This is a genomic window from Mesorhizobium sp. M0016, assembly GCF_040324035.1.
GTDB lineage: Bacteria > Pseudomonadota > Alphaproteobacteria > Rhizobiales > Rhizobiaceae > Mesorhizobium.
The window spans coordinates 36609-60914 of the sequence record NZ_JAMYVM010000034.1; the positions used below are offsets into that span (position 1 = coordinate 36609).

A 24306-nucleotide genomic window follows, 5' to 3' on the forward strand; every position below is an offset into this window, starting at 1 on the left:
CTGGCGTCAAGTCTCGGCGGAACGATGCCACACCGGTTCAAAACCGTGCCGCAGCACCGAAACGGTCGTGGCCGGTGTGAGCAGGCGCAGCGACCGGCCGGCAAGGCTGTCGAAGGCCGCCGCATCGCCATAGCCTGCGAACGACCAGGGCAGCGCGTTGCCGCCGCGCAGCGCATAGGCCGAGCCGCCATCCGCGATCATCGCTCCGTCCGGCAATTCGGCAAGCTCTCCCATGGTGACATCAGGTGGCTTGCCGCCGGAAGCCAGCCGCTCCTTGTGCAGCCGCTTGTCCACCATTGGCGCGCGCGGTTCGTTTACACCGAAGACTTTGCCGAAACGCCCGACAAAATCCGTGGCTCGCTCACGCCGGCAATAGAAACAGGGACGGTGCCCGGCGGCCAGCGCCGTCACCTCGTCGAGGAAGAACAACTCGGTCCAGCCGGCCCTGCCGCCCGGCCGATTCCTGCCCATCGGCTCGCGCCGCACATTGCGGAATTGGCAGACGCAGATGATCCAGGCCGGCAAGGCCCAACGCTTTTTCAGCAGCGTCTTGGTCTCAGGATCGTGGATGATGCCGCGATTGCCGGTGAACAGGCCGCGCTCGGATATGGCATGGATGGCGCCGAACGGATCGACCCGGTTCTGCAGTGGCATAGCTCTCTCCCGAATACGCATCTTGGCTGCAATGCTGGCGACATGATATCGCTCGTCGCGTCATTTCATGTCAGCAGGGTTTTGCGATGCGGGTGCTGGTGGTCCAGAACTACGACAACACCGGCCTTGGCCAGGTTGGTGCCGCGCTCGCCGAAGCCGGCGCCGATCTCGACCTGCGCCGGCCCTACAAGGGCGATGCGCTGCCGGACGACGCGACCGGACACGATGCCATGGTGATGCTGGGCGGCGGCCAGAATGCGCTGGCCGACGATGACTACCCGTATTTCCCGGTGCTGCTCGAACTGACCCGCGATTTCGCCGCCAAGGATCGCTCGGTTCTCGGTATCTGCCTGGGCAGCCAGTTGGTTGCCCGCTCTTTCGGCGGTGAGAACCAGATCGGCGGCGCCTCGGAATTCGGCTGGCACAAGGTATCGCTGACGCCGGACGCCAGAACCGATCCGGTGCTTGGCGCACTTCCCCAGGATTTCCCCATCTTCGAATGGCACGACGACACTTTCGCGCTGCCGTCAAATGCGGTGCGGCTTGCCGGCAGCGAAATTGCCGAGAACCAGGCGTTCCGTATCGGCCGCGCCGTCTACGGCTTCCAGTTCCATTTCGAGGCCGACCAGCCGATGGTGAGGGACTGGAGCACATCCTTCGCGCCGCTGATTGCCGATCGCCATCCCGACTGGCAGGATCGCCTCGACAGCGAAATGGCACGCAACGGCCCCGAGGCCGACGCCGCGGGCTTGGCCATTGCCCGCGCCTGGGTGGCGACGATCTGAGACTGGCCGCGCTCAGTCAGCAATTCCAGGAAAAGTGTGAAGCGGTTTTCCGTCCGGAATTGCGTCAGATAAAAAGATAGAGCGGTTCGCCGTAGCGGCGAACCGCTCTATCCGTTGCATAATTGGCACGCGGCGGGGAATCTGCCGGGGACAACTTCTTTCGTCCTTGGTTTGTGGCCGAACGCTATCCTACAAGGCGCGCGCTCTGAATCGGCAATGCAACCGCGATGAACCTTCTGTGTGCTCCGCGCGACACACCGCCGATACAGAATCGACCTACAAGCGCGAAATCGTCGAAACTTTGAGACGAATTCGTTGTTTCAACGCATTGGTAACCGCCTCGTGCCCAGATGCAGGAAGCTCAACTAGAGATGACGTCCGTGAAAGCAGCGCTTCTGTCCTTTGTCATGCTGTCTGCCATCGTTTTGTGCGGTCTCGGCATATATTCCGCCGATGCAGCCAACAACCACCAAGCCGTCGACGGCTACGGCGTCACCGCCGCCCTCCGTTAAAACGCTTTTCCCTGTACCGTCAGGATACGCTTGTCCGCGCCGTCTACGGCGAGCGCGCTGAGCATTCCTGACTGCCAGGCGAGCGTGTCGACATTGACGCGGTTGGGCACAACTTCGGCCTCCGGCACCGGCGTGTGGCCGTGCACGATCACCTTCGGGTAAAGCCCTGGATGGTTGTGGAAGACGTCGCGGATCCAGACCAGGTCCTGCGGGCTCTGGCTCTCCAGCGGCACGTCAGGCCTGATGCCGGCATGGCAGAAGAAGAAATCGCCTGATATCAGTGACAATTGCAGCGACTGCAGGAAGTCGACATGGCCTTGCGGCACGGCCTTTACCAGGTCGGCGTGCCCGCGCCGCACCGCGTCGGTCTTGCCGAACCAGCTTGCGTGTCCCGTCAAGTCGACGCCATAGGATTGTGCCGTCTGCACGCCGCCATAGCGCATGAACAACCCTTCCGGGTCAGGCTCGTCGAGAAAGTCGAGGAAGCCGATATCGTGGTTGCCGGCGAGCATCAGATGCCGCGGATCGCGTTTCTGTGCCTCGATCAGGAAGTCGATGACGCCCTTGGACTCAGGCCCACGGTCGACATAGTCGCCGAGGTGGATGACACGCCAATCGCTGGTCGGCTTGTATTCGAGTTCGCTCTCGATGCGGCGATGCATGGCGGCAAGCAGATCGAGCCGGCCATGCACGTCGCCGATCGCATACAGGCGCATGCCATCCGGCGCGCGCGCGTCGAGGTAGTGGATGCCGGTCTCGGTCAAGGCGGCTTCGTCTCCGTGATCCAGCGAGGCTAGGGTCTAATCGGTGAACAAGACCCTATCGCCGCAACTGGTCCTTGCCCATCTCGGTCACAAGCCGTTTGCCGCACAGTGCCAGCGTGACGTCCATCTCCTTGCGGATGATGTCCAGCGCCAGGGTCACGCCTTGCTTGCCCATGGCGCCCAACCCGTACAGGAACGGGCGGCCGATATAGGTGCCCTTGGCGCCGAGGCAAAGCGCCTTCAGCACGTCCTGGCCCGAGCGGATGCCGCCGTCCATATGCACCTCGATCCTGTCGCCGACGGCATCGGCGATCTCTTCCAGCGCCATGATTGACGACGATGCGCCGTCGAGCTGGCGCCCGCCATGGTTGGAAACGATGATGGCGTCGGCGCCGGTCTCGACCGCCATCAGCGCGTCCTCCTTGTCGAGAATGCCTTTCAGGATCAGCTTGCCGCCCCAACGTTCCTTGATCCAGGCGACATCCTTCCACGACAGATGGGGGTCGAACTGCTCCGTAGTCCACGATGCCAGCGAAGCGACGTCGCCGACGCCCTTGGCATGGCCGACAATGTTGCGGAAGGTGCGGCGCTTGGTGCCGGCAATGCCCATCAGCCAGCGTGGCCGCATGGCGATGTTGGCAATGTTGGCCAGCGTCATCTTGGGCGGCGCCGACAGCCCGTTGCGGACATCCTTGTGGCGCTGCCCCAGGATCTGCAGGTCAAGCGTCAACACCAGCGCCGAGCATTTCGCAGCCTTCGCCCTGTCGATCAGGTCGAGCACGAAATCCTTGTCGCGAAGCACGTAGAGCTGGAACCAGAACGGCTTCTTCGTCACCGACGCGACATCCTCGATCGAGCAGATGCTCATAGTCGACAGCGTGAACGGCACGCCGAATTCCTCTGCCGCCCGCGCCGCCAGCATCTCGCCATCGGCATGCTGCATGCCGGTCAATCCAGTTGGGGCAAGCGCCACCGGCATCGCCACTTTCTCGCCGATCATGGTCGATTCCAGCGAGCGGTTGCTCATGTCGACCAGCACGCGCTGACGGAATTTTATCTTCTGGAAGTCCTCCTCGTTGGCGCGGTAGGTGCTTTCGGTCCAGGCGCCGGAATCGGCATAGTCGTAGAACATCTTCGGCACCCGCCGGCGCGCCAGGTCCTTGAGATCGGCAATGGTGAGGATGTCGCTCATGGTGGTTCCTCGTTAGCCAGTCGTCTTGAAGCCGTCGTCGGCGTCGGACCGCTGCTTAAGCCTGAGCCGCGACACGCGCTGCCAGTCGCCGCTGCGTTCGGCCTCGAGCATCGAGCGCTCGACATAGGAGATATGGTCCATCGCCGCCTGGCGGGCAGCTGAGGGATCGCCGGCCTTCACGGCTTTGTAGATCGCGCCGTGCTGGGCCAGCAGCGCCTCCCGCGCTCCGGGCACGCTGAACACCAGAAGCCGGTTCTGGAACACGCCTTCAGACAGCAGCCGGTAGCAGGAGCGCAGCGTGTGCAAGAGGATGATGTTGTGCGCGCATTCGCACACAGCATGGTGGAACTCGACGTCGATTTCCGCCTCGTCGTCGAAATCGCCGGTGCGGTGCGCCTCGTCCATGCGCGCCATGATGCGGTCGAGCAGCGCAATGTCGTCCGCTGTCGCGCGCCGCGCCGCATATTCGGCCGCCACGCCTTCGATCTCGCGGCGGTATTCCAGATAGTCGGTCACCGCCTTGCGGTGCATGGAGACGAGGTCGGTCACCGGCTTGGTGAACAACTGGCCGATGACGTCGGCGACATGGGTGCCGCCGCCGGCCTTGGTGATCAGCAGCCCGCGCCCTTCCAGCGCCTTCAGCGCATCGCGCAGGATCGGCCGCGACACGTCGAACTGGCGCGCCAGCTCGCGCTCGCCCGGCAGCCGGTCGCCGGTGCGCAGCACGCCTTCAAGGATCAGGCTTTCGATCTGCTGCACCACCTCGTCGGCGGTGCGCGAATGCTCGATCCTGGAGAAAATATCGCTCAACGGGGGCCTGGGAAATTGAACCGGTGTCGCGCAAGATAAAGCCAGCGTCGCCAACTGGTCAAATTATTTATCCAATTCGCCCAATCGGGTCGGTCTGCGCGTCGCGCCGGCAGGACCTACGATGCTAGACTTTGGTGTTTACGCGCCTCATGGATTGCCTTTAGAGGACGCCATCACACGAAGGGTCGAGAACAGGGGGACCACCGTGTCGGACGAGACGTCCAACCTCGAATTCCAGCCGCGCGCCCAGGGCAGCGTGATGGGCTTTCCCGCGCATGAGGGACGGCCCGGCGCGATCGGCGAGGTCCATGCCCGGCCGCATCCGCTGATCGAGAAGCCGCGCGTGCTTGTGCAACTCGCCTTCATGACCGAGGGCGGCTCCAGCGTCGACATGGCCGTGCTCTCCGAACTGTCGCGGCGCCTCGGCATCGCGGCGCCCGACCGTCATGCCCGCCACCACGCCATGAAGTGGGGCAAGGGTACGCTGCGCTGGGAGCGGCATACGGAATTCTCGACCTATCTTTGGGAAGGGCCGCTTGCCGAAAGCGGCAGGGCGCAGGAGGATTCTCCTTTCGGCAACGGGTTCTCGCCGCCGGGAACGGTGATCTCAGGCATAAGGCTGGAGATCCGCAAATGGACGCCGGCAAGCGAGAAGCTGATTGCGGCCTTCGACCCGACGAGCCTCTGCTATTCGCTGGTCGAGCGCGGCAATGCGGCCATCGTCACCGATTTCCGCCAGGACGGCGACGGCCTGACCCGCATCCTGGTGCTTGATCGCGGCCTGACGCCGGCGCGGACCGGCGCGCTGTCGCAGCGGCTGATCGACGTCGAGACCTATCGCACGCTTGCCATGCTCGGCCTGCCGCTGGCGCTGACGCTGTCGGGCCGCGCCCGCCGCATCGAGGACCGGCTGGCGCAGACCACGCTGGAAATGAAGGTCGCTGAAACCCGCGACAGCCAGACGCTGCTCGCCGACCTGACCGAGCTTGCCGCTGAACTCGAGGCTGATGCCGCCTCCAGCCTCTATCGCTTCGGCGCCAGCCGCGCCTATGACGGCATCGTTGTCGAGCGGCTGGAAGCGCTGGACGAAGAAGCCGTGCCCGGCTACGACACTTGGGGCGGCTTCCTGCAGCGGCGGGTGGCACCCGCCATGCGCACCTGCCGTTCGGTCGAGGAGCGCCAGGCCAACCTGTCGCGCAAACTAACCCGCGCCACCACGCTGCTGCGCACCTGGGTCGATGTCGAGGTCGAGAAGCAGAACCGCGATCTGCTGGCGTCGATGAACAACCGCGCCCGGCTGCAACTGCGGCTGCAGCAGACGGTGGAAGGCCTGTCGGTGGCGGCAGTGTCCTACTATGTCGTCGGTCTGATCTCCTACCTTGCCAAGGGCGCCTCGATCTTCGGCCATGCCATTGCGCCCGAAGTCGTCACGGCCGTCGCGGTGCCGGTCGCCATCGTGCTGGTCTGGTGGGGTGTGCGGCGAGTGAGGCGGATGCACTCCGAGCCGGCGAAACATCCGGGGGAGTAGGAGCGCACTTTACCCTCCCCCTTGTGGGGAGGGTCGATCCGCATAGCGGATCGGGGTGGGGGTGCTCGTAAAGAGCTTCGTCGCGCGGACCCCCACCCCGCTCACTGCGTTCGCGACCCTCCCCACAAGGGGGAGGGTGAATAGCGGCAGATTGCCGCTGCGGAAGGCTGGCAGTACGCTCTTTGCCCGACGCGGTGTTTGCAACATCCGGATGTAACTGGTAAAAGATTTTTACCAGCCAAGTGGAGGACGCCGCCGATGTCCGGCCTTGTCATGCCCAAGCCAGACGACGCCACGATGCGAAGGCGGGCGGAGATCGTCGCCGATATGCGCATCATCGTGCCGGGCGAGGGCGTCGTCGACGCCACCAACGAAATGCGCGCCTTCGAAAGCGATGGTCTCACCGCCTACCGGCAATTGCCGCTGGTCGTGGTGCTGCCGGAAACGGTGGCGCAGGTGTCGCGGGTGCTGAAATACTGCAACGACCGCAACATCCGTGTCGTGCCGCGCGGCTCCGGCACCTCACTCTCCGGCGGCGCGTTGCCGCTCGAGGATGCCGTGCTGCTGGTCATGAGCCGCTTCAACCGCATCCTTGCGATCGACTATCCCGATCGCGTCGTCGTCGCTCAGCCCGGCGTCACCAATCTCGGCATCACCACCGCCGTCGAGCAGGAGGGCTTCTACTATGCGCCCGATCCATCCTCCCAGATCGCCTGCTCGATCGGCGGCAATGTCGCTGAAAATTCCGGCGGCGTGCACTGCCTGAAATACGGCCTGACCGCTAACAATGTGCTGGGCATCGAGATGGTGCTGATGAACGGCGAGGTGGTGCGCCTGGGCGGCAATCATCTGGACTCGGAAGGCTATGATCTCCTCGGCGTCATGACGGGGTCCGAAGGCCTGCTCGGCGTCGTCACCGAGGTCACGGTACGCATCCTGAAGAAGCCGGAGACGGCGCGCGCTCTGCTGATCGGCTTTCCGACCAGCGAGCAGGGCGGCCAATGCGTCGCCGACATCATCGGCGCCGGCATTATCCCTGGCGGCATGGAGATGATGGACCGGCTGGCGATCCATGCCGCGGAAGATTTCGTCCACGCCGGCTATCCCCTTGATGTCGAGGCGCTGCTGATCGTCGAACTCGACGGGCCGGGCGTCGAGGTCGATCACCTGATCGGTCTCGTCGAAGCGATCGCCTACAGGAACGGCTCCACCACCTGCCGCATCTCGCAATCCGAACAGGAGCGGCTGAGTTTCTGGGCCGGCCGCAAGGCGGCCTTCCCGGCGGTCGGCCGCATCTCACCCGACTATTACTGCATGGATGGCACCATCCCGCGCAAGGAATTGCCGCGTGTGCTCGCCGGCATGCGCGAACTGTCGGGAAAATACGGCCTTGGCGTCGCCAATGTCTTCCACGCCGGCGACGGCAATCTGCATCCGCTGATCCTCTACGACGCCAACGTGCCGGGCGAACTCGACAAGGCGGAAAGTTTTGGCGCCGACATCTTGCGGCTCTGCGTCAAGGTCGGCGGCGTCTTGACCGGCGAGCACGGCGTCGGCGTCGAGAAGCGCGACTTGATGCCTGAAATGTTCAACCAGATCGACCTCGACCAACAAATGCGCGTCAAATGCGCCTTCGATCCCAACCATCTGCTCAACCCGGGAAAAGTGTTCCCGCAACTGCGCCGCTGCGCGGAGCTTGGACGCATGCATGTGCATCGCGGCCAGGTGGCGTTTCCGGACATTCCGAGGTTTTGATGGGGGCGGAATGTCTCACGTCGGCGATCCTTCGCGCCCCCCTCTGTCCTGCCGGACATCTCCCCCACTTGGGGGGAGATCACCAGTCATCTCTGCCTTCGCCAATCTTCGACGTTGCTAGAGAGGCGCGGTCGCCAAAGCTGCTAATCTCCCCCCAAGTGGGGGAGATGTCCGGCAGGACAGAGGGGGGCACGAAGGAACTCGACGTCTCTGCACTCGCAAGCGGCGCGTCGCCATGACCACCTTCACTCCCACCTCGTCCACCGAAGTCCTCTCCACCGTCCAATGGGCGGCTGCGGAGGAATCGCCGCTGGAGACCATCGGCCACGGCTCCAAGCGCGGCATCGGCCGGCCACAGCAGAGCGAACACACGCTCGATCTTTCGAAGCTCACCGGCGTCACCCTCTACGAGCCGGCCGAAACGGTGCTGTCGGCGAAGGCCGGCACACCGCTTTCCGATATAGAAAGCCTGCTCGCCGAAAACGGCCAGCAACTTGCTTTCGAGCCGATGGACTACGGCCCATTGTTCGGCGGTATCAAGGGAAGAGGCACGATCGGCGGCGTGCTTGCCGCCAACCTGTCCGGCCCGCGCCGGCTGAAGGCGGGCGCCGCGCGCGACCATATCCTTGGCATCAACGCGGTTGCCGGTCGTGGCGAAGCGTTCAAATCAGGCGGCCGCGTCGTCAAGAATGTTACCGGCTACGATCTGTCGAAGCTGATGGCCAACAGCTGGGGCACGCTGGCTGTATTCACCGATGTCACCTTCAAGGTGCTGCCGGCGGCCGAGACCGAGGTGACGCTTGCCATGCGCGGCCTACTCGACGATGCCGCCTCTGCCGCCATGGCGCTGGCGCTCGGCTCCAGCGCCGAAGTGTCGAGCGCGGCCCATCTGCCGGAGCGGATCGCCGCGCGTGTCGCCGACGGCGCGCTCGGCACTGACGCCGCGACGCTGCTGCGCGTCGAAGGGTTCGGCCCTTCGGTCGCCTATCGCATCGAGGCACTGAAAACCCTGCTGAAAAATGCCGGCCCGTTGCAGGACATTGCCGGCGAGGCCTCGCATGCCCTTTGGCGTGATATCAGGGATTGCGCTCCCTTCGCCGACGGCAGTGAAAAGCCGGTCTGGCGCGTTTCGATGGCGCCGTCCCAGGCCCACCAGATGGTACTGACGCTGCGCATGCAGATCGGCGTCAGCGCCTTTTACGACTGGCAGGGTGGGCTGGTCTGGCTGCGCATGGAGGAGGGCGATCCCGAGGCCGCCCTGCTGCGCGGGCTGATCAGAAAACATGGCGGCGGCCACGCGACGCTGGTGCGCGCCGCGCCCGCGCATCGCGCCGCCGTGCCGGTGTTCGAGCCACAGGCGCCGCATCTGGCCGCCCTGTCGGCTAGGCTCAAGGCCGAGTTCGATCCCAAGGCCATCCTCAATCCCGGCCGCATGGCCCAGGGCTAACGCGATGCAGACCAATTTCTCCCTTGCCCAGCTCGCCGATCCGCATGTCGCGGAATCGGAGAAGATCCTGCGCAAATGCGTGCATTGCGGCTTCTGCACCGCCACCTGCCCGACCTATGTCACACTCGGCAACGAGCTGGATTCACCGCGCGGGCGCATCTACCTGATCAAGGATATGCTGGAGAACGGCCGTCCCGCCGACAAGGAGATCGTCACCCATATCGACCGCTGCCTGTCCTGCCTCGCCTGCATGACGACCTGCCCGTCGGGCGTCAACTACATGCATCTGGTCGACCATGCCCGCGCCCATATCGAGGAGACTTACAGGCGGCCGCTGCTCGACCGGCTGACCCGCGCCCTGCTGGCCCTAGTGCTGCCTTACCCCGCGCGCTTTCGCGCCGCGCTGAAGCTGGCGAGATTGGGCAAGCCGTTCATCGGCCTGTTCGAAAAGGTCCCAGCCTTGAAGCCGCTCGGTGCTATGCTGAAGCTGGCGCCGGCCTCTATTCCCGCCGCCTCGCCAATGGCCTCTCCTGGCGTCCATGCCGGGCAGGGAGCGAAAAAGGGCCGCGTCGCCATCCTCACCGGCTGCGCCCAATCGGTGCTCGATCCCGCCATCAACGTGACGACGATTGCATTGCTGACCAGGCTCGGCGTCGAGGTCGTGGTGCCTGAGGGCGAGGCCTGCTGCGGCGCGCTGGTCCATCATATGGGCCGCGAGGCAGCAGCCCTTGCCTCGGCCCGGCAGAATGTCGATGCCTGGACACGCGCCATCGACCAGGGTGGGCTCGATGCCATCGTCATCACCGCGTCCGGCTGCGGCACCACCATCAAGGACTATGGCTTCATGCTGCGCCTCGATCCGGCCTATGCCGACAAGGCTGCAAAGGTCTCGGCGCTGGCCAGGGACATCACCGAATATCTCGCAAGCCTCGACCTGCCGGAGCCGGTGCGCAAGCCCGGCACGGTCGTTGCCTACCACTCCGCCTGTTCGATGCAGCACGGCCAGAAGATCACCCGCCAGCCGAAGGAGTTGCTGGCCAAGGCCGGCTTCGTCGTGCGCGAGCCGCGCGAGGGCCATCTGTGCTGCGGCTCGGCCGGCACCTACAACATCCTGCAGCCGGAGATTTCGGAGAAGCTGCGCGACCGAAAGGTGAAAAACATCGAGGCCACCGGCGCGGAGATCGTTGCCACAGGCAATATCGGCTGCATCACCCAGATCGCTTCGGCTGCAAAGCTGCCGGTGGTGCACACGATCAAGCTGCTCGACTGGGCCTATGGTGGTCCGAAGCCGGAGGGCGTCTCCGAAGGAAACCTGGTCGCCGCCGAGTAAGCAGCTATTCCGCTGCCAGCCGGTCCACCACGCCATACTTCGCCTGGTAGCGCGCGCGCTGGCGGCTGAGCGCGACCATTGTGTTGCGCAAGAGGATCGCCACAGTGATCGGGCCGACGCCGCCCGGCACCGGCGTGATCCAGGACGCGACTTCCTTCACGCTCTCGGTGTCGACGTCGCCGACGATGCGGCTCGTGCCGTCCGGGCCGATCTCGGAATTGATGCCGATGTCGATGACGGCCGCACCGGGCTTCACCATGTCGGCCTTGATCAGCCGCGGCTTGCCGACGGCGACGAACAGCGCATCGGCGCGGCGCGCATGTGCCGCCACCGAGCGCGTCATGTGATGGCAAACCGTTACCGTCGCGCCTTCGCTCATCAGCAGGAAGGCGATCGGCTTGCCGACGATTTCAGAATGGCCGACGACGACGACTTCCAGCCCCTTGAGGTCAAGGCCGGTTTCCTTCAGCAGCTCGACCGAGGCCGCAGCTGTGCAAGGCGCAAGGTCGAGCTGATTATACACGATATTGCCGATCGACGCCGGATGCATGCCCTCGACGTCCTTCAGTGGATGCACCGCCGCTTGCAGCGTCTTGATCGGGATATGCGCCGGCACCGGCCGCTGGATGATGATGCCGGTGACGCGCGGGTCGGCGTTCAGGCCGTGGATCGCCGCCTCGAGTTCGCCGGCGCTGATGTCGGCGGGGAACCGCCGCTCCTCGAAACCGATGCCGGCAAGCGCGGCCTTGGCGCGCTGGTTGCGCACATAGACATCGACGGCAGCGGTATCGCCGACGGTGATCGACACCAGCTTGGGCGGAAAACCTTCGGCGGTGGCGATGGCGGCATCCTCGCGCACGGATGCCATGATGCGCTGGGCGACCGGGCCGCCCCGGAGATAGCGGCTATCGTCTGGCGGAGACATGGCTGAACCTTTGCAGCGAGTTTGGCGCAGGGGAGTTTGGCCGTCCCTATAGCAGGGGAAATGCGGCAAGGCAGCGTGAAAGCGAACCGTCATCCCCCTGGCGCGACGTTCTGGCGCAGCCTGGCTCAGCTACCGCCGCAAAGAGAAAGGGCAGCGCGGTTTCCCAGGCTGCCCTTTCCTGACTGGCCGCATCCCCACACGGCCCGTCCCCCGTAAACTCTTCCCGATCCCTGAAGGTCCAGTCTTCTGGACCAGATGATTCGGTAGCCGACTATATCACGACCACGGTCGTTCCAACATTGACCCTCTCGTAAAGGTCAACCACATCCTCGTTGCGCATGCGGATGCAGCCGGAAGACACCGAGCCGCCGATCGTCCATGGCTGGTTGGTGCCGTGAATGCGGTATTCCGTCGTGCCGAGATAGAGCGCGCGGGCGCCGAGCGGATTCTCTTCGCCACCGGCCAGATAGGTCGGGAGGTAGCGGCCCTTGGCAGCCTCGCGCTTGATCATCTCCGCTGGCGGGCGCCAGTCCGGCCAGACGCGCTTGTTGGTGATCTTGTGCGTGCCAGACCATTCGAAGCCAGGTTTGCCGGTGCCGACGCCATAGCGCCGCGCCTTGCCGTTCTTCTCGACCAGGAACAGGAAGTTCTGCGTCGTATCGATGACGATCGTGCCCGGCTTCTGCGGGCCGTCATAGGCGACTTCCTGCGGCAGGTAGAGCGGATTGATCTGCGGCCGCATCACCACGCGCTTGGCCGGCGCCTGCACGGAAGCAGTGCGCACCCGATCGGGTCGCGCCGGCTGCGCATAGCGAAGTCGCGGCTGCTGGACCATCTGTCGGCTCTGCCGCACGATGCCGGGCGCCCGGCCAAGCTGCAGCACCCAGGGTGCGGAAAGGTCGGGGCTCACCATCACCGGCGGCCTGTCGGCATAGCGGTCGTTGGCGGCAGACGAGGTGACGCCGGCGGCCAGAATGGCCACGGCGCCGAGCACGGAACGCAAAAAGATCTTCATCGGAACGCACCTTGATCGTCGAACGGACGGAGGCGGAACTTGCCCCCGGTTGCGCGATCCTTGGCGCGAAGCGGCAACCGAAACATGAATCGGAATGCGTAAAATGCCGCTTTGTCAGTAAACCTTTTGGTGTGGTTACCGCCGGGTTCAGGAATCTGGTAAAGCCGCGGTAAATGCAGCGCGAAAGCGCGTTAACGGATGGATTGGCCATGACTCAAGACAACACCGGACTGCTTACCGGCTCCGACGGGATCACGCGCTGCTTCTGGCACGGCAATCTGCCGGACTATCTGCACTACCACGACCATGAATGGGGCCGGCCGGTCGCCGACGACCGCAGGCTGTTCGAAAAGATCTGCCTCGAAGGCTTTCAGTCCGGCCTGTCCTGGCTGACCATTCTGCGCAAGCGCGAGAATTTCCGCGAGGCCTTCGCCGGTTTCGACTTCTACAAGGTCGCTGCCTTCACCGACGAGGATGTCGAGCGCCTGGTCGCCAATGCCGGCATCATCCGCCACCGCGGCAAGATCGTCTCGACCATCAACAACGCCAAACGGGCGTGCGAAATGGTCGACGAGTTCGGCTCGCTGGCCGCCTGGTTCTGGAAGTTCGAGCCGGGGCCGGAGGAGCGGCCGGCGGTGGTGGACATGGCGCATCTACGCGCCAACCCGACGACAGGGGTCTCGATCAGGATTTCGAAGGAGTTGAAAAAGCGCGGCTGGAGCTTTGTCGGACCGACGACGGTCTATGCCTTCATGCAAGCGATGGGTCTGGTCAACGACCATCTCGAGGGGTGTGTTTGCCGGGAGCAGGTGGAGAAGGAACGCAAGGCCTTTAAGAGGCCGAAGTAGGGCGTCCCCCGACCTCCCCCTTGTGGGGAGGTCGCGCCGAAGGCGCGGGTGGGGGTATCTTGGCGCCGCACCCCCACCCCGACGCTACGCGTCGACCCTCCCCACAAGGGGGAGGGTAAGGAACTCACGTCCCGCTGGCGCCAGTCAGGAACAATCCCGCCACAATCGCCGCCAGTGCCGCAAAGGCCGGATAAATCACCAGCAATCCGGTCATCAGCGCCTCGCGCATGGTGGAACCCTTGCGCTCGTCGGCGGTGACCTCAAACGGACCGAGGCTCGCCGTCACCGGCGCACGGTTCTCGGCCGGCCGCAGCCGGACTTCATGCAAGCCGTCGTCTCTGATGTCGAACTTGTGTGCGGCAGTCATGGCCCAACCCTTTGTTTCGGCGCGCTTATCGGCTCTGATTGTGTCGGCACGATGCCGCGCCGATGGCGGAATTGTTTCCTTTTTGGTGCGGTTTGTTTCGTGGGACAAGGAAAAAGCGCAAACCCTTGCCGCACAAAGCCGCTTCGGTTAGGACACGCCAACTCCAAACAAGTCATCGATTACTAAGCGAAAAGACCCATCCCATGGCCGACAAATCGGAAAAGACGAAAGCGCGGCTGCCGCGCGGCTTTGCCGACCGCAGCGCTGAAGACATCCGCGCCGTCGAGAAGATGATGGCCACGATCCGTTCGGTCTATGAGCTCTACGGTTTCGAGCCGGCCGACCAGCCGCTGATCGAGTACACCGATGCGCTCGGCAAATTCCTGCCCGACCAGGACCGGCCGAACGAAGGCGTTTTCTCGTTCCAGGACGATGATGAGCAGTGGCTGTCGCTGCGCTATGATTTGACTGCGCCGACGGCGCGTTACGTCGCCGAGAATTTTGAGAAGCTGCCGAAACCCTATCGCAGCTACCGCTCCGGCTGGGTGTTCCGCAACGAAAAGCCCGGCCCGGGCCGCTTCCGCCAGTTCATGCAGTTCGACGCCGACACGATCGGTACGCCGGGCGTCGCAGCCGACGCCGAGATGGCCATGATGATGGCCGACGTGATGGAAGCGCTTGGCATCAAGCGTGGCGACTACGTCATCCGGGTCAACAACCGCAAGGTGCTTGACGGCGTGCTGGAGGCGATCGGCCTTGGCGGTGACAACAATGCCGGCCGCCGGCTGACGGTGCTGCGCGCCATCGACAAGCTGGACAAGCTCGGGCCGGAAGGCGTGAAGCTTCTGCTTGGGCCGGGCCGATGGGATGGCGGCAAGGAAGGCGAGGGCGACTTCGCCAAGGGCGCTGGTTTGGACGACGGGCAAGCTGAAGCAGTTCTTCTCGCCACGGCAAGGAACGCACAGGTCGACCAGGTTTCCATAGTGAGCTCGAACTCGACTTACCAAGAAGGCGTCGGCGAGCTCGCGACGATTGAAGCCCTGGTCAGGGCGGCCGGATATGGCGAAGATCGCATCGCCATGGACCGCTCCGTCGTGCGCGGCCTCGAATACTACACCGGCCCGGTCTTCGAAGCCGAATTGCTCGCCGAAATCCCCAACGAAGACGGCCAGATCGTGCGCTTCGGTTCGGTCGGTGGTGGCGGCCGCTATGACGGGCTGGTCTCGCGCTTCCGTGGCGAGCCGGTGCCGGCGACCGGCTTTTCGATCGGCGTCTCCCGCCTGATGACGGCGCTGAAGAACCTCGGCAAGCTGGACACCACCGATGTCATCGCGCCGGTCGTCGTGCTGGTCATGGACAAGGATACGGGAAGCCTTGGCCGCTACCAGAAGATGGTCGCAGAGCTACGCGCCGCCGGCATCCGCTCAGAGATGTATCTCGGCGGCGCCGGCATGAAGGCGCAGCTGAAATACGCCGATCGCCGCGGTAGCCCGGTCGCCATCATCCAGGGCGGCGATGAGCGCGCCAAGGGCGAGTTGCAGATCAAGGATCTGATCGAAGGCGCGCGCATGTCCGCTGAAATCGCCGACAACGCTGAATGGCGGGCTGCCCGCCCGGCGCAGGTGACGGTGGCGGAGGGAGAGCTGGTCGCCGAGGTGAGGAAGATTTTGGCGGTGCAGGCCGCTGACCGTGCGAAGGGTGGCGCTTGAACGCCCCCCTCTGGCCTGCCGGCCATCTCCCCCTAAAGGGGGGAGATTGGATGTCGCGCATGGTTTCGCCAATCTCCGGCGTTGAAGAAGAGGCGCTGCGCTCCGAGCTGCCAATCTCCCCCCTTGAGGGGGAGATGGCCGGCAGGCCAGAGGGGGGTGCCTCGCGCCACGCATGACCTCCCGCTATCCCGCCATCGCATTTGAAATCACCAAACTCTTCGCCGCCCGCAACACCCATGCGGTCGAGGTCGCGGTGCTGCAGCCGGCCGACCCATTCCTCGACATGGCCGGCGAGGATCTGCGCCGCCGCATCTTTCTCACCGAAAGCGAGACCGGCAAGACGCTGTGTCTGCGGCCCGAATTCACCATCCCCGTCTGCCTCGACCACATCGCCTCGCAGGCCGGCACGCCGCGCCGCTATTCCTATCTCGGCGAAGTGTTCCGCCAGCGCCGCGAGGGCGGCAACGAGTTCTTTCAGGCCGGCATCGAGGATCTCGGCGACCGCGATACGGCCGAGGCCGATGCGCGTTCGCTGGCCGATGCGCACGCGCTGCTGCAGCTGGTGCTGCCGGCGCAACCTCTTGCGATCACGCTCGGCGACCAGACCATCTTCGAGGCGGTGCTGGCGGCCCTCGGCCTGCCGCGCGGCTGGCGCATGCGACTTGCGCGCGCCTTCGGTTCGGCGCCGATGCTGCAGGCAGCGTTGTCCGATCTTGCCAACCCGCCACGCAACGGTGAGCTTGACGGCGAAGTCGCGGCCCTGGTGCTCGATGGCGATCTCGAAGCGCTTTCCGCCCACATTGCCGGCGGCATGGAAGAGGCCGGCCTGCTGGCATCCGGCGGACGCGCGCCAGTCGACATTGCCCGGCGGCTGATCGAAAAGGCCGAATTGCGCAGCGTGCGGCTGTCGAACGAGGCCTTTGCAGCACTCAGGGATTTCCTCGCAATTGACGTGCCGCTCGACGGCGCGAGTGCTGCGCTCGAAAGTTTTGCGGCCTCTGCCGGGCTTTCGCTGGGCGCGGCGCTCGAAAAATTCGCTGCCCGCGCCAAGGCCATCGAGGCGCACGGCTTGCCGACGCAAACAGTTCGCTACGACGCTGCCTTCGGCCGTCCGCTGGATTACTATACCGGCATCGTCTTCGAGATCGCGGCACTTGGCGGCGAGCGGCCGCTGGCCGGTGGCGGACGCTACGACCGGCTGCTGACCCTGCTCGGCGCCAAGACGCCGATCCCCGGCGTCGGCTTCTCCGTCTGGCTCGACCGCATCGAAGCGCTGCGGGGAGAGCCGCAATGATCACGCTGGCGATCCCATCGAAAGGCCGGCTCAAGGAGCAGGCCTTGGAGGTACTGGCCAGGGCCGGGCTTGCCGTCAGCCTGCCCGGCGATGAGCGCCAGTACCGCGCCCGCATCGACGGCGCCGAGGGCATCGAGGTGGCGTTCCTGTCGGCGTCCGAAATCGCCGGCGAGATTGGGCAAGGTTCGGTCGACCTCGGCATTACCGGCGAGGACCTGCTGCGCGAAAACCTCGCCGACTGGGAGGCGCGCGCCGAAATCGTCGCTCGCCTCGGCTTCGGCCATGCCGATGTCGTGGTCGCGGTGCCCGGCATCTGGCTCGACGTCGACACCATGGCCGATCTCGACGATGTCGCCGCCGATTTCCGCCAGCGCCACGGCAGGCGGCTCAGGATCGCCACCAAATACTGGCGGCTCACGCAGCAGTTCTTCTCGCAAAAGCACGGCATCCAGGTCTACCGCATCGTCGAAAGCCTCGGCGCCACCGAAGGCGCGCCGGCGGCAGGCCTTGCCGATGTCATCGTCGACATCACCACCACCGGCTCGACCCTGCGCGCCAACCATCTCAAGGTGCTGGCCGATGGGGTTGTGCTGGAGTCGCAGGCTTGCCTGGTGGCTGCCCGGAAAGATCGTGCGCCGGCGGATGAGGCGCTAGTGCGGGAAATAGCCGCGAAGATGAGCGCGCTCCCTCCCCCTTGAGGGGAGGGTGGACAGCCGCCAAAGGCGGATGGACGGGTGGGGTCGCTCCGGCAGTGCTCGACGCGAGACCACCCAAGCCGGGTCGACCGTGACCAAGGAAGCCGAGCACTTCGCCGAGGACCCCACCCGCCTCGCTTCGCGAGGCACCCTCCCCTCGAGGGGGAGGGGAACCGCCTGTACTTTCCACCACCCCATCAGGCTGCTAGGCTCACTCATCGGGAGGAAACGGCGATGGCGATTAATCTCGACGAGCTCAAGAACGCCACCAATCTGCGCGGGCGCGGCAGGGCGTTCATCGCTCCGCTCGACGGCCGGGCACATGTGTCGGGCGACCGTTCGGTGCCGCTGCTCGACAAGACGATCCCTCAGCTTTTCTCCGACACGGTCGGCAGATACGCCACGCAGGATGCTGCCGTCTTCGTCGGACAGGACAAGCGCTTCACCTGGAGCGAATTGTCGGACACGGTCGATACGCTCGCCGCCGGCTTCCTGGCGCTCGGCCTCGAAAAAGGCGACCGTGTCGGCATCTGGTCGCCCAACCGCTGGGAATGGCTGGTCACCCAATTCGCCACCGCTCGCATCGGCCTGATCCTGGTCAACATCAACCCGGCCTACCGGCTGACGGAGCTGGAATATGCCCTCAACAAGGTCGGCTGCAAGGCGCTGGTCACCGCCGCCAGTTTCAAGACCTCCGACTATCTCGGCATGATCGAGAAGCTGGCGCCGGAGCTCGCCAACGCCACCCCCGGCAAGCTCAAGGCGCAGAAATTGCCGACGCTGAAGATCGTCATTCGCATGGGCGACGACAACTCGCCCGGCATGTTCAATTTCGCCGATGTGCTGTCGATGGCCGGCCGCGACGAGCATGACAGCCTCGACCGCATCTCCGAAGGGCTGAAGCCGGGCGAGGCCATCAACATCCAGTTCACATCAGGCACGACGGGCGCGCCCAAGGGCGCGACGCTGACCCACACCAACATCGTCAACAATGGCAATTTCGTCACCGCTGCGATCAAGCTCACCGTCGACGACCGGCTCTGCATCCCGGTGCCGCTCTACCACTGCTTCGGCATGTCGATGGGCACGATGGGCTGCGTCACCAAGGGCGCGACCATGGTGTTTCCTGGCGAGGGTTTTGACGCCGGCGCGACGCTGAAGGCGGTGGCGCAGGAACGCTGCACCGGCCTCTACGGCGTGCCGACCATGTTCGTCGCCATGCTTGACCACGCCGACTTCACCAGCTTCGATCTCTCCAGCCTGCGCACCGGCATCATGGCGGGCTCACCATGCCCGATCGAGGTGATGAAGAAGGTGGTGACGCTGATGCATATGGAAGAGGTGACCATCGCCTACGGCATGACCGAGACCAGCCCGGTCTCGTTCCAGAGCAGCGTCGACGATCCGCTGGAAAAACGCGTCTCCACTGTCGGCCGCATCCATCCGCATGTCGAGGTCAAGGCCATCGACGCCGAGGGCGCCACCGTCGCCGTCGGCGCGCCGGGCGAGCTGTGCACCCGCGGCTATTCCGTCATGAAAGGCTACTGGGACGACGCGGAAAAAACCCGCGAGGCGATCGACGCCGACGGCTGGATGCACACCGGTGATCTCGCCACCATCGACGCCGAGGGCTATTGCAACATTGTCGGCCGGGTCAAGGACATGGTCATCCGCGGTGGCGAAAACGTCTATCCCAGAGAGGTCGAGGAATTCCTCTACCGCCATCCCAAGGTCAAGGAGGTGCAGGTGTTCGGCATTCCCGACGCCAAATATGGCGAGGAGCTGTGCGCCTGGATCGTGCTGAAGCCCAACCAGATCGCCACCGAGCAGGAGATCAAGAATTTCTGCGCCGGCCAGATCGCCCACTACAAAATCCCCCGCTACATCCGCTTCCGCACCGAACTGCCCATGACGGTGACGGGAAAACCGCAGAAGTTTCTGATGCGCGAGGCGATGGTGGAGGAACTGGGGCTGGTGGTGCAGAAGACGGCTTGAGGGTTGAACGCCGGGGGACGGGACTGCCCGGCTTCGAAACGACACTGGGGTGCTCGACAGGCTTCCGCAAGGTTCGCCGAACGCATTGGGGCTTGAATGACTGGTTTCGCACGATCAGCGACTTCCTATGCGATGCCTTTGGCCGCGCTGGCACTAGCCGTTGCGGTCAGAGTCAGCGGGCTATCGGTGGACGAAGGTTCGCCGAGCGTCAGGATTCTCGTCGGAGCGCTCTCGAGTGCGATCATGTTCATCACTATTTTCGTGGTGCTCGATCACGCCGAGGCGGTGGCCCACCGTGTGGGGGAGCCTTACGGCACATTGGTGCTGACTTTTGCCGTGACGGCAATCGAAGTGTCGATCATCGTTTCCATGATGCTGCATGGAGAGAACAACCCCACGCTTGCACGTGAGTCCGTCTTCTCGACGGTGATGATTGCCTCCACCGGCGTTGTGGGGACGTGTCTCACGTTTGGCGGCTGGCGTCATCGCAAGCAGGCAATTGTCCGGCAAGGGACAAGCGCATATCTGGCGGTTCTGGCCGCACTGACCGTCATGACGCTTATCCTGCCGACCTATACACGGACCACCGATCCCGGCACATTTTCGGCAGCTCAGCTTGGCCTTGTGAGCGTACTTTCCGTGCTGCTCTATGCAAGTTTTGTGTTCGCGCAAACCGTCCGGCACCGGGACGACTTCATCGAAGGACTGGCACACGACCTTTCGGCGCGAACCGCCCCTCACAAAAGCATCTCTTCCAGCGCTCTGCTCCTGATAATCGGACTGATCGGAATTGTCATGCTCGCCGAGCAGGTCGCCGCAAGTGTTGAAAATGCGCTCGTTGCTTACCAGGTGACCCAGGCTGACAGCATTGTGGGGGCAATGATCGCGGGTCTGGTTTTGATGCCGGAAGCCATTTCGGCGGTTCGTGCTTCACTCAACAATGAGCTGCAGCGCGGCCTGAATGTCGCAATGGGTTCGGCTTGCGCCACGATTGGCTTGACGATACCTGCGGTCGCAGCAGCCAGCCTGCTTACGGGACGAGGCTTAACCCTGGGGCTCCCGGAAGCTGACGCAGTACTTTTGGTTTTAGCGCTTTTCATATGCGGCGTAAGCTTTAGCAACGAAAGGACGACCTTCCTGACCGGAATCGTCCATGCCGTTGTGTTTTTTACGTACGTATTTCTGGTATTTATCCCTTGAGGCTTTGGTGCGATCTGGCGACCAGCCATCAAGGCGGGTATTCTCGAACGCGCCTGATTTGAGCTTTTCGGGGTTCCCAAGGCGACATCCAAGACCCAAACGACTCACACCCCCATCACCACCCCACCCAGCCCGCGAATGATCTTCGCCAACTCGACGCACTCATCATGCCGCACCTTATTGCGGCGCCAGGCCAGGCAGATCGTGCGTTGCGGCATTGGCTCCTGGAACGGCACGATCTTGAGGTCCGGCATGGCGCTGGCCGGCCTTGCCGCCATTTCGGGGATGAGCGTGACGCCGAGACCATGCGCTACCATCTGCAAGAGCGTCGTCAGGCTGGTGGCGCCATAGCTTGCCATTGCCACCGGGCGCACGCTGCCGCAGAGCGCGAGCGCCTGTTCGCGCAGGCAGTGGCCTTCCTCCAAAAGCATCAGCCGCTCCAGCGCCGGGCTTTCCGGCGGCACCGGTGGCGAGGCGAAGGCTGGATCTCCGGCTGGCACGGCGAGGAAGAAGCGGTCGGCGAACAGTTCGTCGGTGACCAGGCCGGGCTGGTCGAGCGGCAGCGCGGCGATGAAGGCGTCGAGCCGTCCGGTTGCCGTGTCCTCGACTAGCGATGCGGTGACTGCTTCGCGCAGTTCGAGTTGCAGGGACGGAAAATGCCGTTTCAGTTCCGGCAATACATGCGGCAGCAGATAGGGTGCCACGGTCGGGATGATGCCCAGCCGGAAGCGGCCTTCCATGGCCGGGCGGCCGCGCCGGGCCGTCGTCTCGACATCACTGATGTCGCGCAGGATGCGCTCGATGCGTGGCAGCAGCGCTTCCGCCTCTTCCGTCATCCGCACCGTCTTGCCGCCGCGCTCGAACAGCCGGCAGTTCAGCCTTTGCTCCATCTCGGCGATCTGCGCGGACAGCGCCGGCTGGCTGACGCCGGCAAGTTTTGCGGCGCGGCCGAAATGCAGCGTTTGCGCCAAAGCCTCGAAGTATTGCATCTGCCGCACGGTCAAGCCAATCATAAGGAAAGCCTATCGCAACAAACAGGAAAGGCAATTTGTTTTTATCGAAGAGACGGCTTAGTCTGGAACCATTCCAGAGTGGCGCGGCTCCCGGCCGGCCCGGAAAAAACAACACATAAATCAGCAATTCGGAGGCCAAGATGGACGCGATGACCGACGACAACAGCGCCGGCAAATGCCCGGTCGCGCATGGAACCTCCGCCAGGACCAACCGCGACTGGTGGCCGAACCAGCTCGACATCGGCGTTCTCCACCAGCAGTCGAGCCTTTCGGACCCGATGGGCGAAGCTTTCGACTACGCCGCGGAGTTCGAGACGCTCGACCTCGACGCGGTGATCGAGGATTTGCACAAGGTGATGACGGATTCGCAGGATTGGTGGCCGGCCGATTTCGGCCATTACGGGCCGCTGTTCATCCGCATGGCCTGGCACAGCGCCGGCACCTATCGCATCGGCGACGGCCGGGGTGGCGCCGGTGCGGGCCAGCAGCGTTTCGCGCCGCTGAACAGCTGGCCGGACAACGCCAATCTCGACAAGGCGCGCCGGCTTTTGTGGCCGGTCAAGCAGAAATACGGCCGCAAGATCTCCTGGGCCGACCTGTTGATTCTCACTGGCAACGTCGCGCTGGAATCGATGGGCTTCAAGACCTTTGGCTTCGCCGGTGGCCGCGCCGATGTCTGGGAGCCCGAGCAGGATGTCGACTGGGGTTCGGAAACCAAGTGGCTCGACGACAAGCGCTATTCCGGCGACCGTGAGTTGCACGGCCATCTCGGCGCGGTGCAGATGGGCCTGATCTACGTCAACCCGGAAGGGCCGAACGGCAAGCCGGATCCGCTGGCCTCGGCCCGCGACATCCGCGAGACCTTCGGACGCATGGCAATGAACGATGAGGAAACCGTGGCGCTGATCGCCGGCGGCCACACCTTCGGCAAGACCCATGGCGCCGGTGATGCAACACTGGTCGGCGCCGAGCCGGAAGGCGCGGGCATCGAGGCGCAGGGCCTCGGCTGGTCGAGCAAGCATGCCACCGGCATTGCCGGCGATGCGATCACATCCGGCCTCGAAGTTACCTGGACGACGACGCCGACCAAGTGGAGCAACAACTTCTTCGACAATCTCTTCAACTTCGAATGGGAGCTGACCAAGAGCCCGGCCGGGGCCCATCAGTGGACGCCGAAGGGCGGCTCTGGCGCGGTTACGGTGCCGGACGCGCACAATCCCTCGAAGCGTCATGCGCCGGCAATGCTGACCACCGACCTCGCGCTGCGGGCCGACCCGGCCTATGAGAAGATCTCGCGCCGCTTCCACGAGCATCCGGAGCAGTTCGCCGATGCCTTCGCCCGTGCCTGGTACAAGCTCACCCATCGCGACATGGGGCCGGTCGTGCGGTATCTCGGCCCGCTGGTGCCGAAGGAAGAGCTGATCTGGCAGGATCCGGTTCCGGCCGTCGACCATGAGCTGGTCAGCGACCAGGATATCGCATTGCTGAAGGCCAAGATCCTGGCTTCGGACCTCAGCGTTTCGCAATTGGTCTCGACCGCCTGGGCCTCGGCCTCGACCTTCCGCAACTCCGACAAGCGCGGCGGCGCCAATGGCGCGCGCATTCGTCTGGCGCCGCAGAAGGACTGGGAGGTCAACCAGCCTGTCGAACTGGCCACCGTGCTGGCGAAGCTCGAAGCCATCCAGAACGAGTTCAACGCAGGCGGCAAGAAGGTCTCGCTGGCCGACCTCATCGTGCTCGGCGGCGTCGCCGCGGTCGAGAAAGCGGCGCAGGATGGCGGCAATGCGGTGAAGGTTCCCTTCACGCCCGGCCGCACCGACGCCTCGCAGGCGCAGACCGACGTCCATTCCTTTGCGGCGCTCGAGCCGAAAATTGACGGCTTCCGCAACTATGTCAGGGGCAAACCGCCGATGTCGGTCGAAGCCATGCTGGTCGACCGGGCGCAACTGCTCAACCTGACGGCGCCGGAGATGACGGTGCTGGTTGGTGGCCTGCGCGTGCTCGGCGCCAACACCGGCGGCTCGAAGCATGGTGTGTTGACCGACAGGCCGGGCACGCTGACGAACGACTTCTTCGTCAACCTGCTCTCGATGAGCACCATCTGGGATCCGGCCTCCGAGCCGGGCTCGCATGAGGTCTATGAAGCACGCGACCGCAAGACCAGGGCAGTCAGGTGGACCGCCACACGCGCCGACCTGATCTTCGGCTCGCATGCGCAGCTGCGCGCGCTGGCCGAGGTCTACGGGTCGGCGGATGCCGGGCAGAAATTCGTTGGCGATTTCGTCAAGGCGTGGACCAAGGTGATGAACGCCGACCGTTTCGACATCGCTGCCTGATACAACCTCCCAAACGAAGGGCGCGGGGCCCCGGCCCCCCGCAGCGGGTTTGGAGGGGTAGTAAAAATATAAATTTAAATAAAATTTAATATAAAAAAAAAAAGCCACCCACCGCCCCAGAGATATTAGGTT

The 24306-nt window shown here is 64.2% G+C and carries 21 protein-coding genes; 13 read left to right on the forward strand and 8 right to left on the reverse strand.

Going from position 1 to position 24306, the window contains the following annotated elements:
• Positions 1-6: 6 nt before the first annotated feature.
• Positions 7-654: a hypothetical protein gene (locus NKJ88_RS30440; RefSeq protein ID WP_023692351.1), complete on the reverse strand. Its 648-nt coding sequence runs from the start codon at positions 652-654 to the stop codon at positions 7-9.
• 86 nt (positions 655-740) lie between these two features.
• Between NKJ88_RS30440 and NKJ88_RS30445 the strand changes: the two genes are divergently transcribed.
• The gene (locus NKJ88_RS30445; RefSeq protein ID WP_023681838.1) at positions 741-1439 is read left to right on the forward strand and encodes a type 1 glutamine amidotransferase; all 699 of its coding nucleotides are present in this window, start codon (positions 741-743) and stop codon (positions 1437-1439) included.
• A 371-nt stretch (positions 1440-1810) separates the two neighbouring features.
• The gene (locus NKJ88_RS30450) at positions 1811-1951 is read left to right on the forward strand and encodes a hypothetical protein (protein ID WP_006206855.1); all 141 of its coding nucleotides are present in this window, start codon (positions 1811-1813) and stop codon (positions 1949-1951) included.
• Here the strand turns inward: NKJ88_RS30450 and NKJ88_RS30455 are convergent.
• Genes NKJ88_RS30455 through NKJ88_RS30465 form a run of 3 tightly spaced genes read right to left on the reverse strand, consistent with a single transcriptional unit; the run spans position 1948 to position 4717 of the window.
• Entirely contained in the window at positions 1948-2715 is a 768-nt protein-coding gene (locus tag NKJ88_RS30455) for a metallophosphoesterase family protein (RefSeq protein ID WP_352446642.1), read from the reverse strand. The two genes, NKJ88_RS30450 and NKJ88_RS30455, sit on opposite strands and share 4 nt — an antisense overlap.
• Positions 2716-2770: 55 nt before the next feature.
• Positions 2771-3907, reverse strand: a complete 1137-nt coding sequence (locus tag NKJ88_RS30460; RefSeq protein ID WP_352446643.1) for an alpha-hydroxy acid oxidase — start codon at positions 3905-3907, stop codon at positions 2771-2773.
• Positions 3908-3919: 12 nt separating this feature from the next.
• Positions 3920-4717 carry an FCD domain-containing protein gene (locus NKJ88_RS30465; RefSeq protein WP_023815111.1) on the reverse strand — a complete coding sequence of 266 codons (798 nt, stop codon included), beginning with the start codon at positions 4715-4717 and terminating at the stop codon, positions 3920-3922.
• Positions 4718-4922: 205 nt separating this feature from the next.
• Between NKJ88_RS30465 and NKJ88_RS30470 the strand changes: the two genes are divergently transcribed.
• The 4 genes from NKJ88_RS30470 (at position 4923) to glcF (ending at position 10777) form a co-directional block, all read left to right on the forward strand.
• Positions 4923-6245 (forward strand): DUF3422 family protein, encoded by a 1323-nt coding sequence (locus NKJ88_RS30470; protein ID WP_352446644.1) that lies wholly within the window; start codon positions 4923-4925, stop codon positions 6243-6245.
• 258 nt (positions 6246-6503) lie between these two features.
• Positions 6504-8000 carry an FAD-linked oxidase C-terminal domain-containing protein gene (locus NKJ88_RS30475; RefSeq protein WP_352446645.1) on the forward strand — a complete coding sequence of 499 codons (1497 nt, stop codon included), beginning with the start codon at positions 6504-6506 and terminating at the stop codon, positions 7998-8000.
• A gap of 235 nt (positions 8001-8235) precedes the next feature.
• Positions 8236-9447: an FAD-binding protein gene (locus tag NKJ88_RS30480; RefSeq protein ID WP_352446646.1), complete on the forward strand. Its 1212-nt coding sequence runs from the start codon at positions 8236-8238 to the stop codon at positions 9445-9447.
• A 4-nt stretch (positions 9448-9451) separates the two neighbouring features.
• Positions 9452-10777 carry a glycolate oxidase subunit GlcF gene (glcF, locus tag NKJ88_RS30485; protein ID WP_023745707.1) on the forward strand — a complete coding sequence of 442 codons (1326 nt, stop codon included), beginning with the start codon at positions 9452-9454 and terminating at the stop codon, positions 10775-10777.
• 4 nt (positions 10778-10781) lie between these two features.
• On the opposite strand, the gene NKJ88_RS30490 is transcribed toward glcF, so the two are convergent.
• Positions 10782-11702 carry a bifunctional 5,10-methylenetetrahydrofolate dehydrogenase/5,10-methenyltetrahydrofolate cyclohydrolase gene (locus NKJ88_RS30490; protein WP_352446647.1) on the reverse strand — a complete coding sequence of 307 codons (921 nt, stop codon included), beginning with the start codon at positions 11700-11702 and terminating at the stop codon, positions 10782-10784.
• 271 nt (positions 11703-11973) lie between these two features.
• On the reverse strand, positions 11974-12717 hold the full coding sequence (locus NKJ88_RS30495; protein WP_023715642.1) for a L,D-transpeptidase: 744 nt from the start codon (positions 12715-12717) through the stop codon (positions 11974-11976).
• Between the two features lie 209 nt (positions 12718-12926).
• Between NKJ88_RS30495 and NKJ88_RS30500 the strand changes: the two genes are divergently transcribed.
• Positions 12927-13565 carry a DNA-3-methyladenine glycosylase I gene (locus NKJ88_RS30500; protein WP_352446648.1) on the forward strand — a complete coding sequence of 213 codons (639 nt, stop codon included), beginning with the start codon at positions 12927-12929 and terminating at the stop codon, positions 13563-13565.
• Positions 13566-13689: 124 nt separating this feature from the next.
• On the opposite strand, the gene NKJ88_RS30505 is transcribed toward NKJ88_RS30500, so the two are convergent.
• Positions 13690-13932 carry a hypothetical protein gene (locus NKJ88_RS30505; protein WP_023735722.1) on the reverse strand — a complete coding sequence of 81 codons (243 nt, stop codon included), beginning with the start codon at positions 13930-13932 and terminating at the stop codon, positions 13690-13692.
• 203 nt (positions 13933-14135) lie between these two features.
• Between NKJ88_RS30505 and hisS the strand changes: the two genes are divergently transcribed.
• From hisS to NKJ88_RS30530, 5 genes are all read left to right on the forward strand, one after another.
• Entirely contained in the window at positions 14136-15641 is a 1506-nt protein-coding gene (gene hisS, locus NKJ88_RS30510) for a histidine--tRNA ligase (RefSeq protein WP_023823633.1), read from the forward strand.
• Positions 15642-15813: 172 nt separating this feature from the next.
• On the forward strand, positions 15814-16935 hold the full coding sequence (locus NKJ88_RS30515; RefSeq protein WP_352446649.1) for an ATP phosphoribosyltransferase regulatory subunit: 1122 nt from the start codon (positions 15814-15816) through the stop codon (positions 16933-16935).
• Positions 16932-17633, forward strand: a complete 702-nt coding sequence (gene hisG, locus NKJ88_RS30520) for an ATP phosphoribosyltransferase (protein WP_023710119.1) — start codon at positions 16932-16934, stop codon at positions 17631-17633. The genes NKJ88_RS30515 and hisG overlap by 4 nt, the downstream gene beginning before the upstream one ends.
• A 231-nt stretch (positions 17634-17864) precedes the next feature.
• A complete protein-coding gene (locus tag NKJ88_RS30525; protein ID WP_023823632.1) occupies positions 17865-19625 on the forward strand; it encodes an AMP-binding protein in 1761 nt (586 codons plus the stop codon).
• A gap of 96 nt (positions 19626-19721) precedes the next feature.
• A complete protein-coding gene (locus NKJ88_RS30530) occupies positions 19722-20825 on the forward strand; it encodes a calcium:cation antiporter (protein WP_023823631.1) in 1104 nt (367 codons plus the stop codon).
• Positions 20826-20929: 104 nt separating this feature from the next.
• Here NKJ88_RS30530 and NKJ88_RS30535 read toward each other — a convergent pair whose 3' ends face one another.
• A complete protein-coding gene (locus NKJ88_RS30535; RefSeq protein WP_352446650.1) occupies positions 20930-21838 on the reverse strand; it encodes a hydrogen peroxide-inducible genes activator in 909 nt (302 codons plus the stop codon).
• A gap of 140 nt (positions 21839-21978) precedes the next feature.
• Between NKJ88_RS30535 and katG the strand changes: the two genes are divergently transcribed.
• Positions 21979-24174 carry a catalase/peroxidase HPI gene (katG, locus tag NKJ88_RS30540; protein ID WP_352446651.1) on the forward strand — a complete coding sequence of 732 codons (2196 nt, stop codon included), beginning with the start codon at positions 21979-21981 and terminating at the stop codon, positions 24172-24174.
• The last annotated feature ends 132 nt before the right edge of the window (positions 24175-24306 follow it).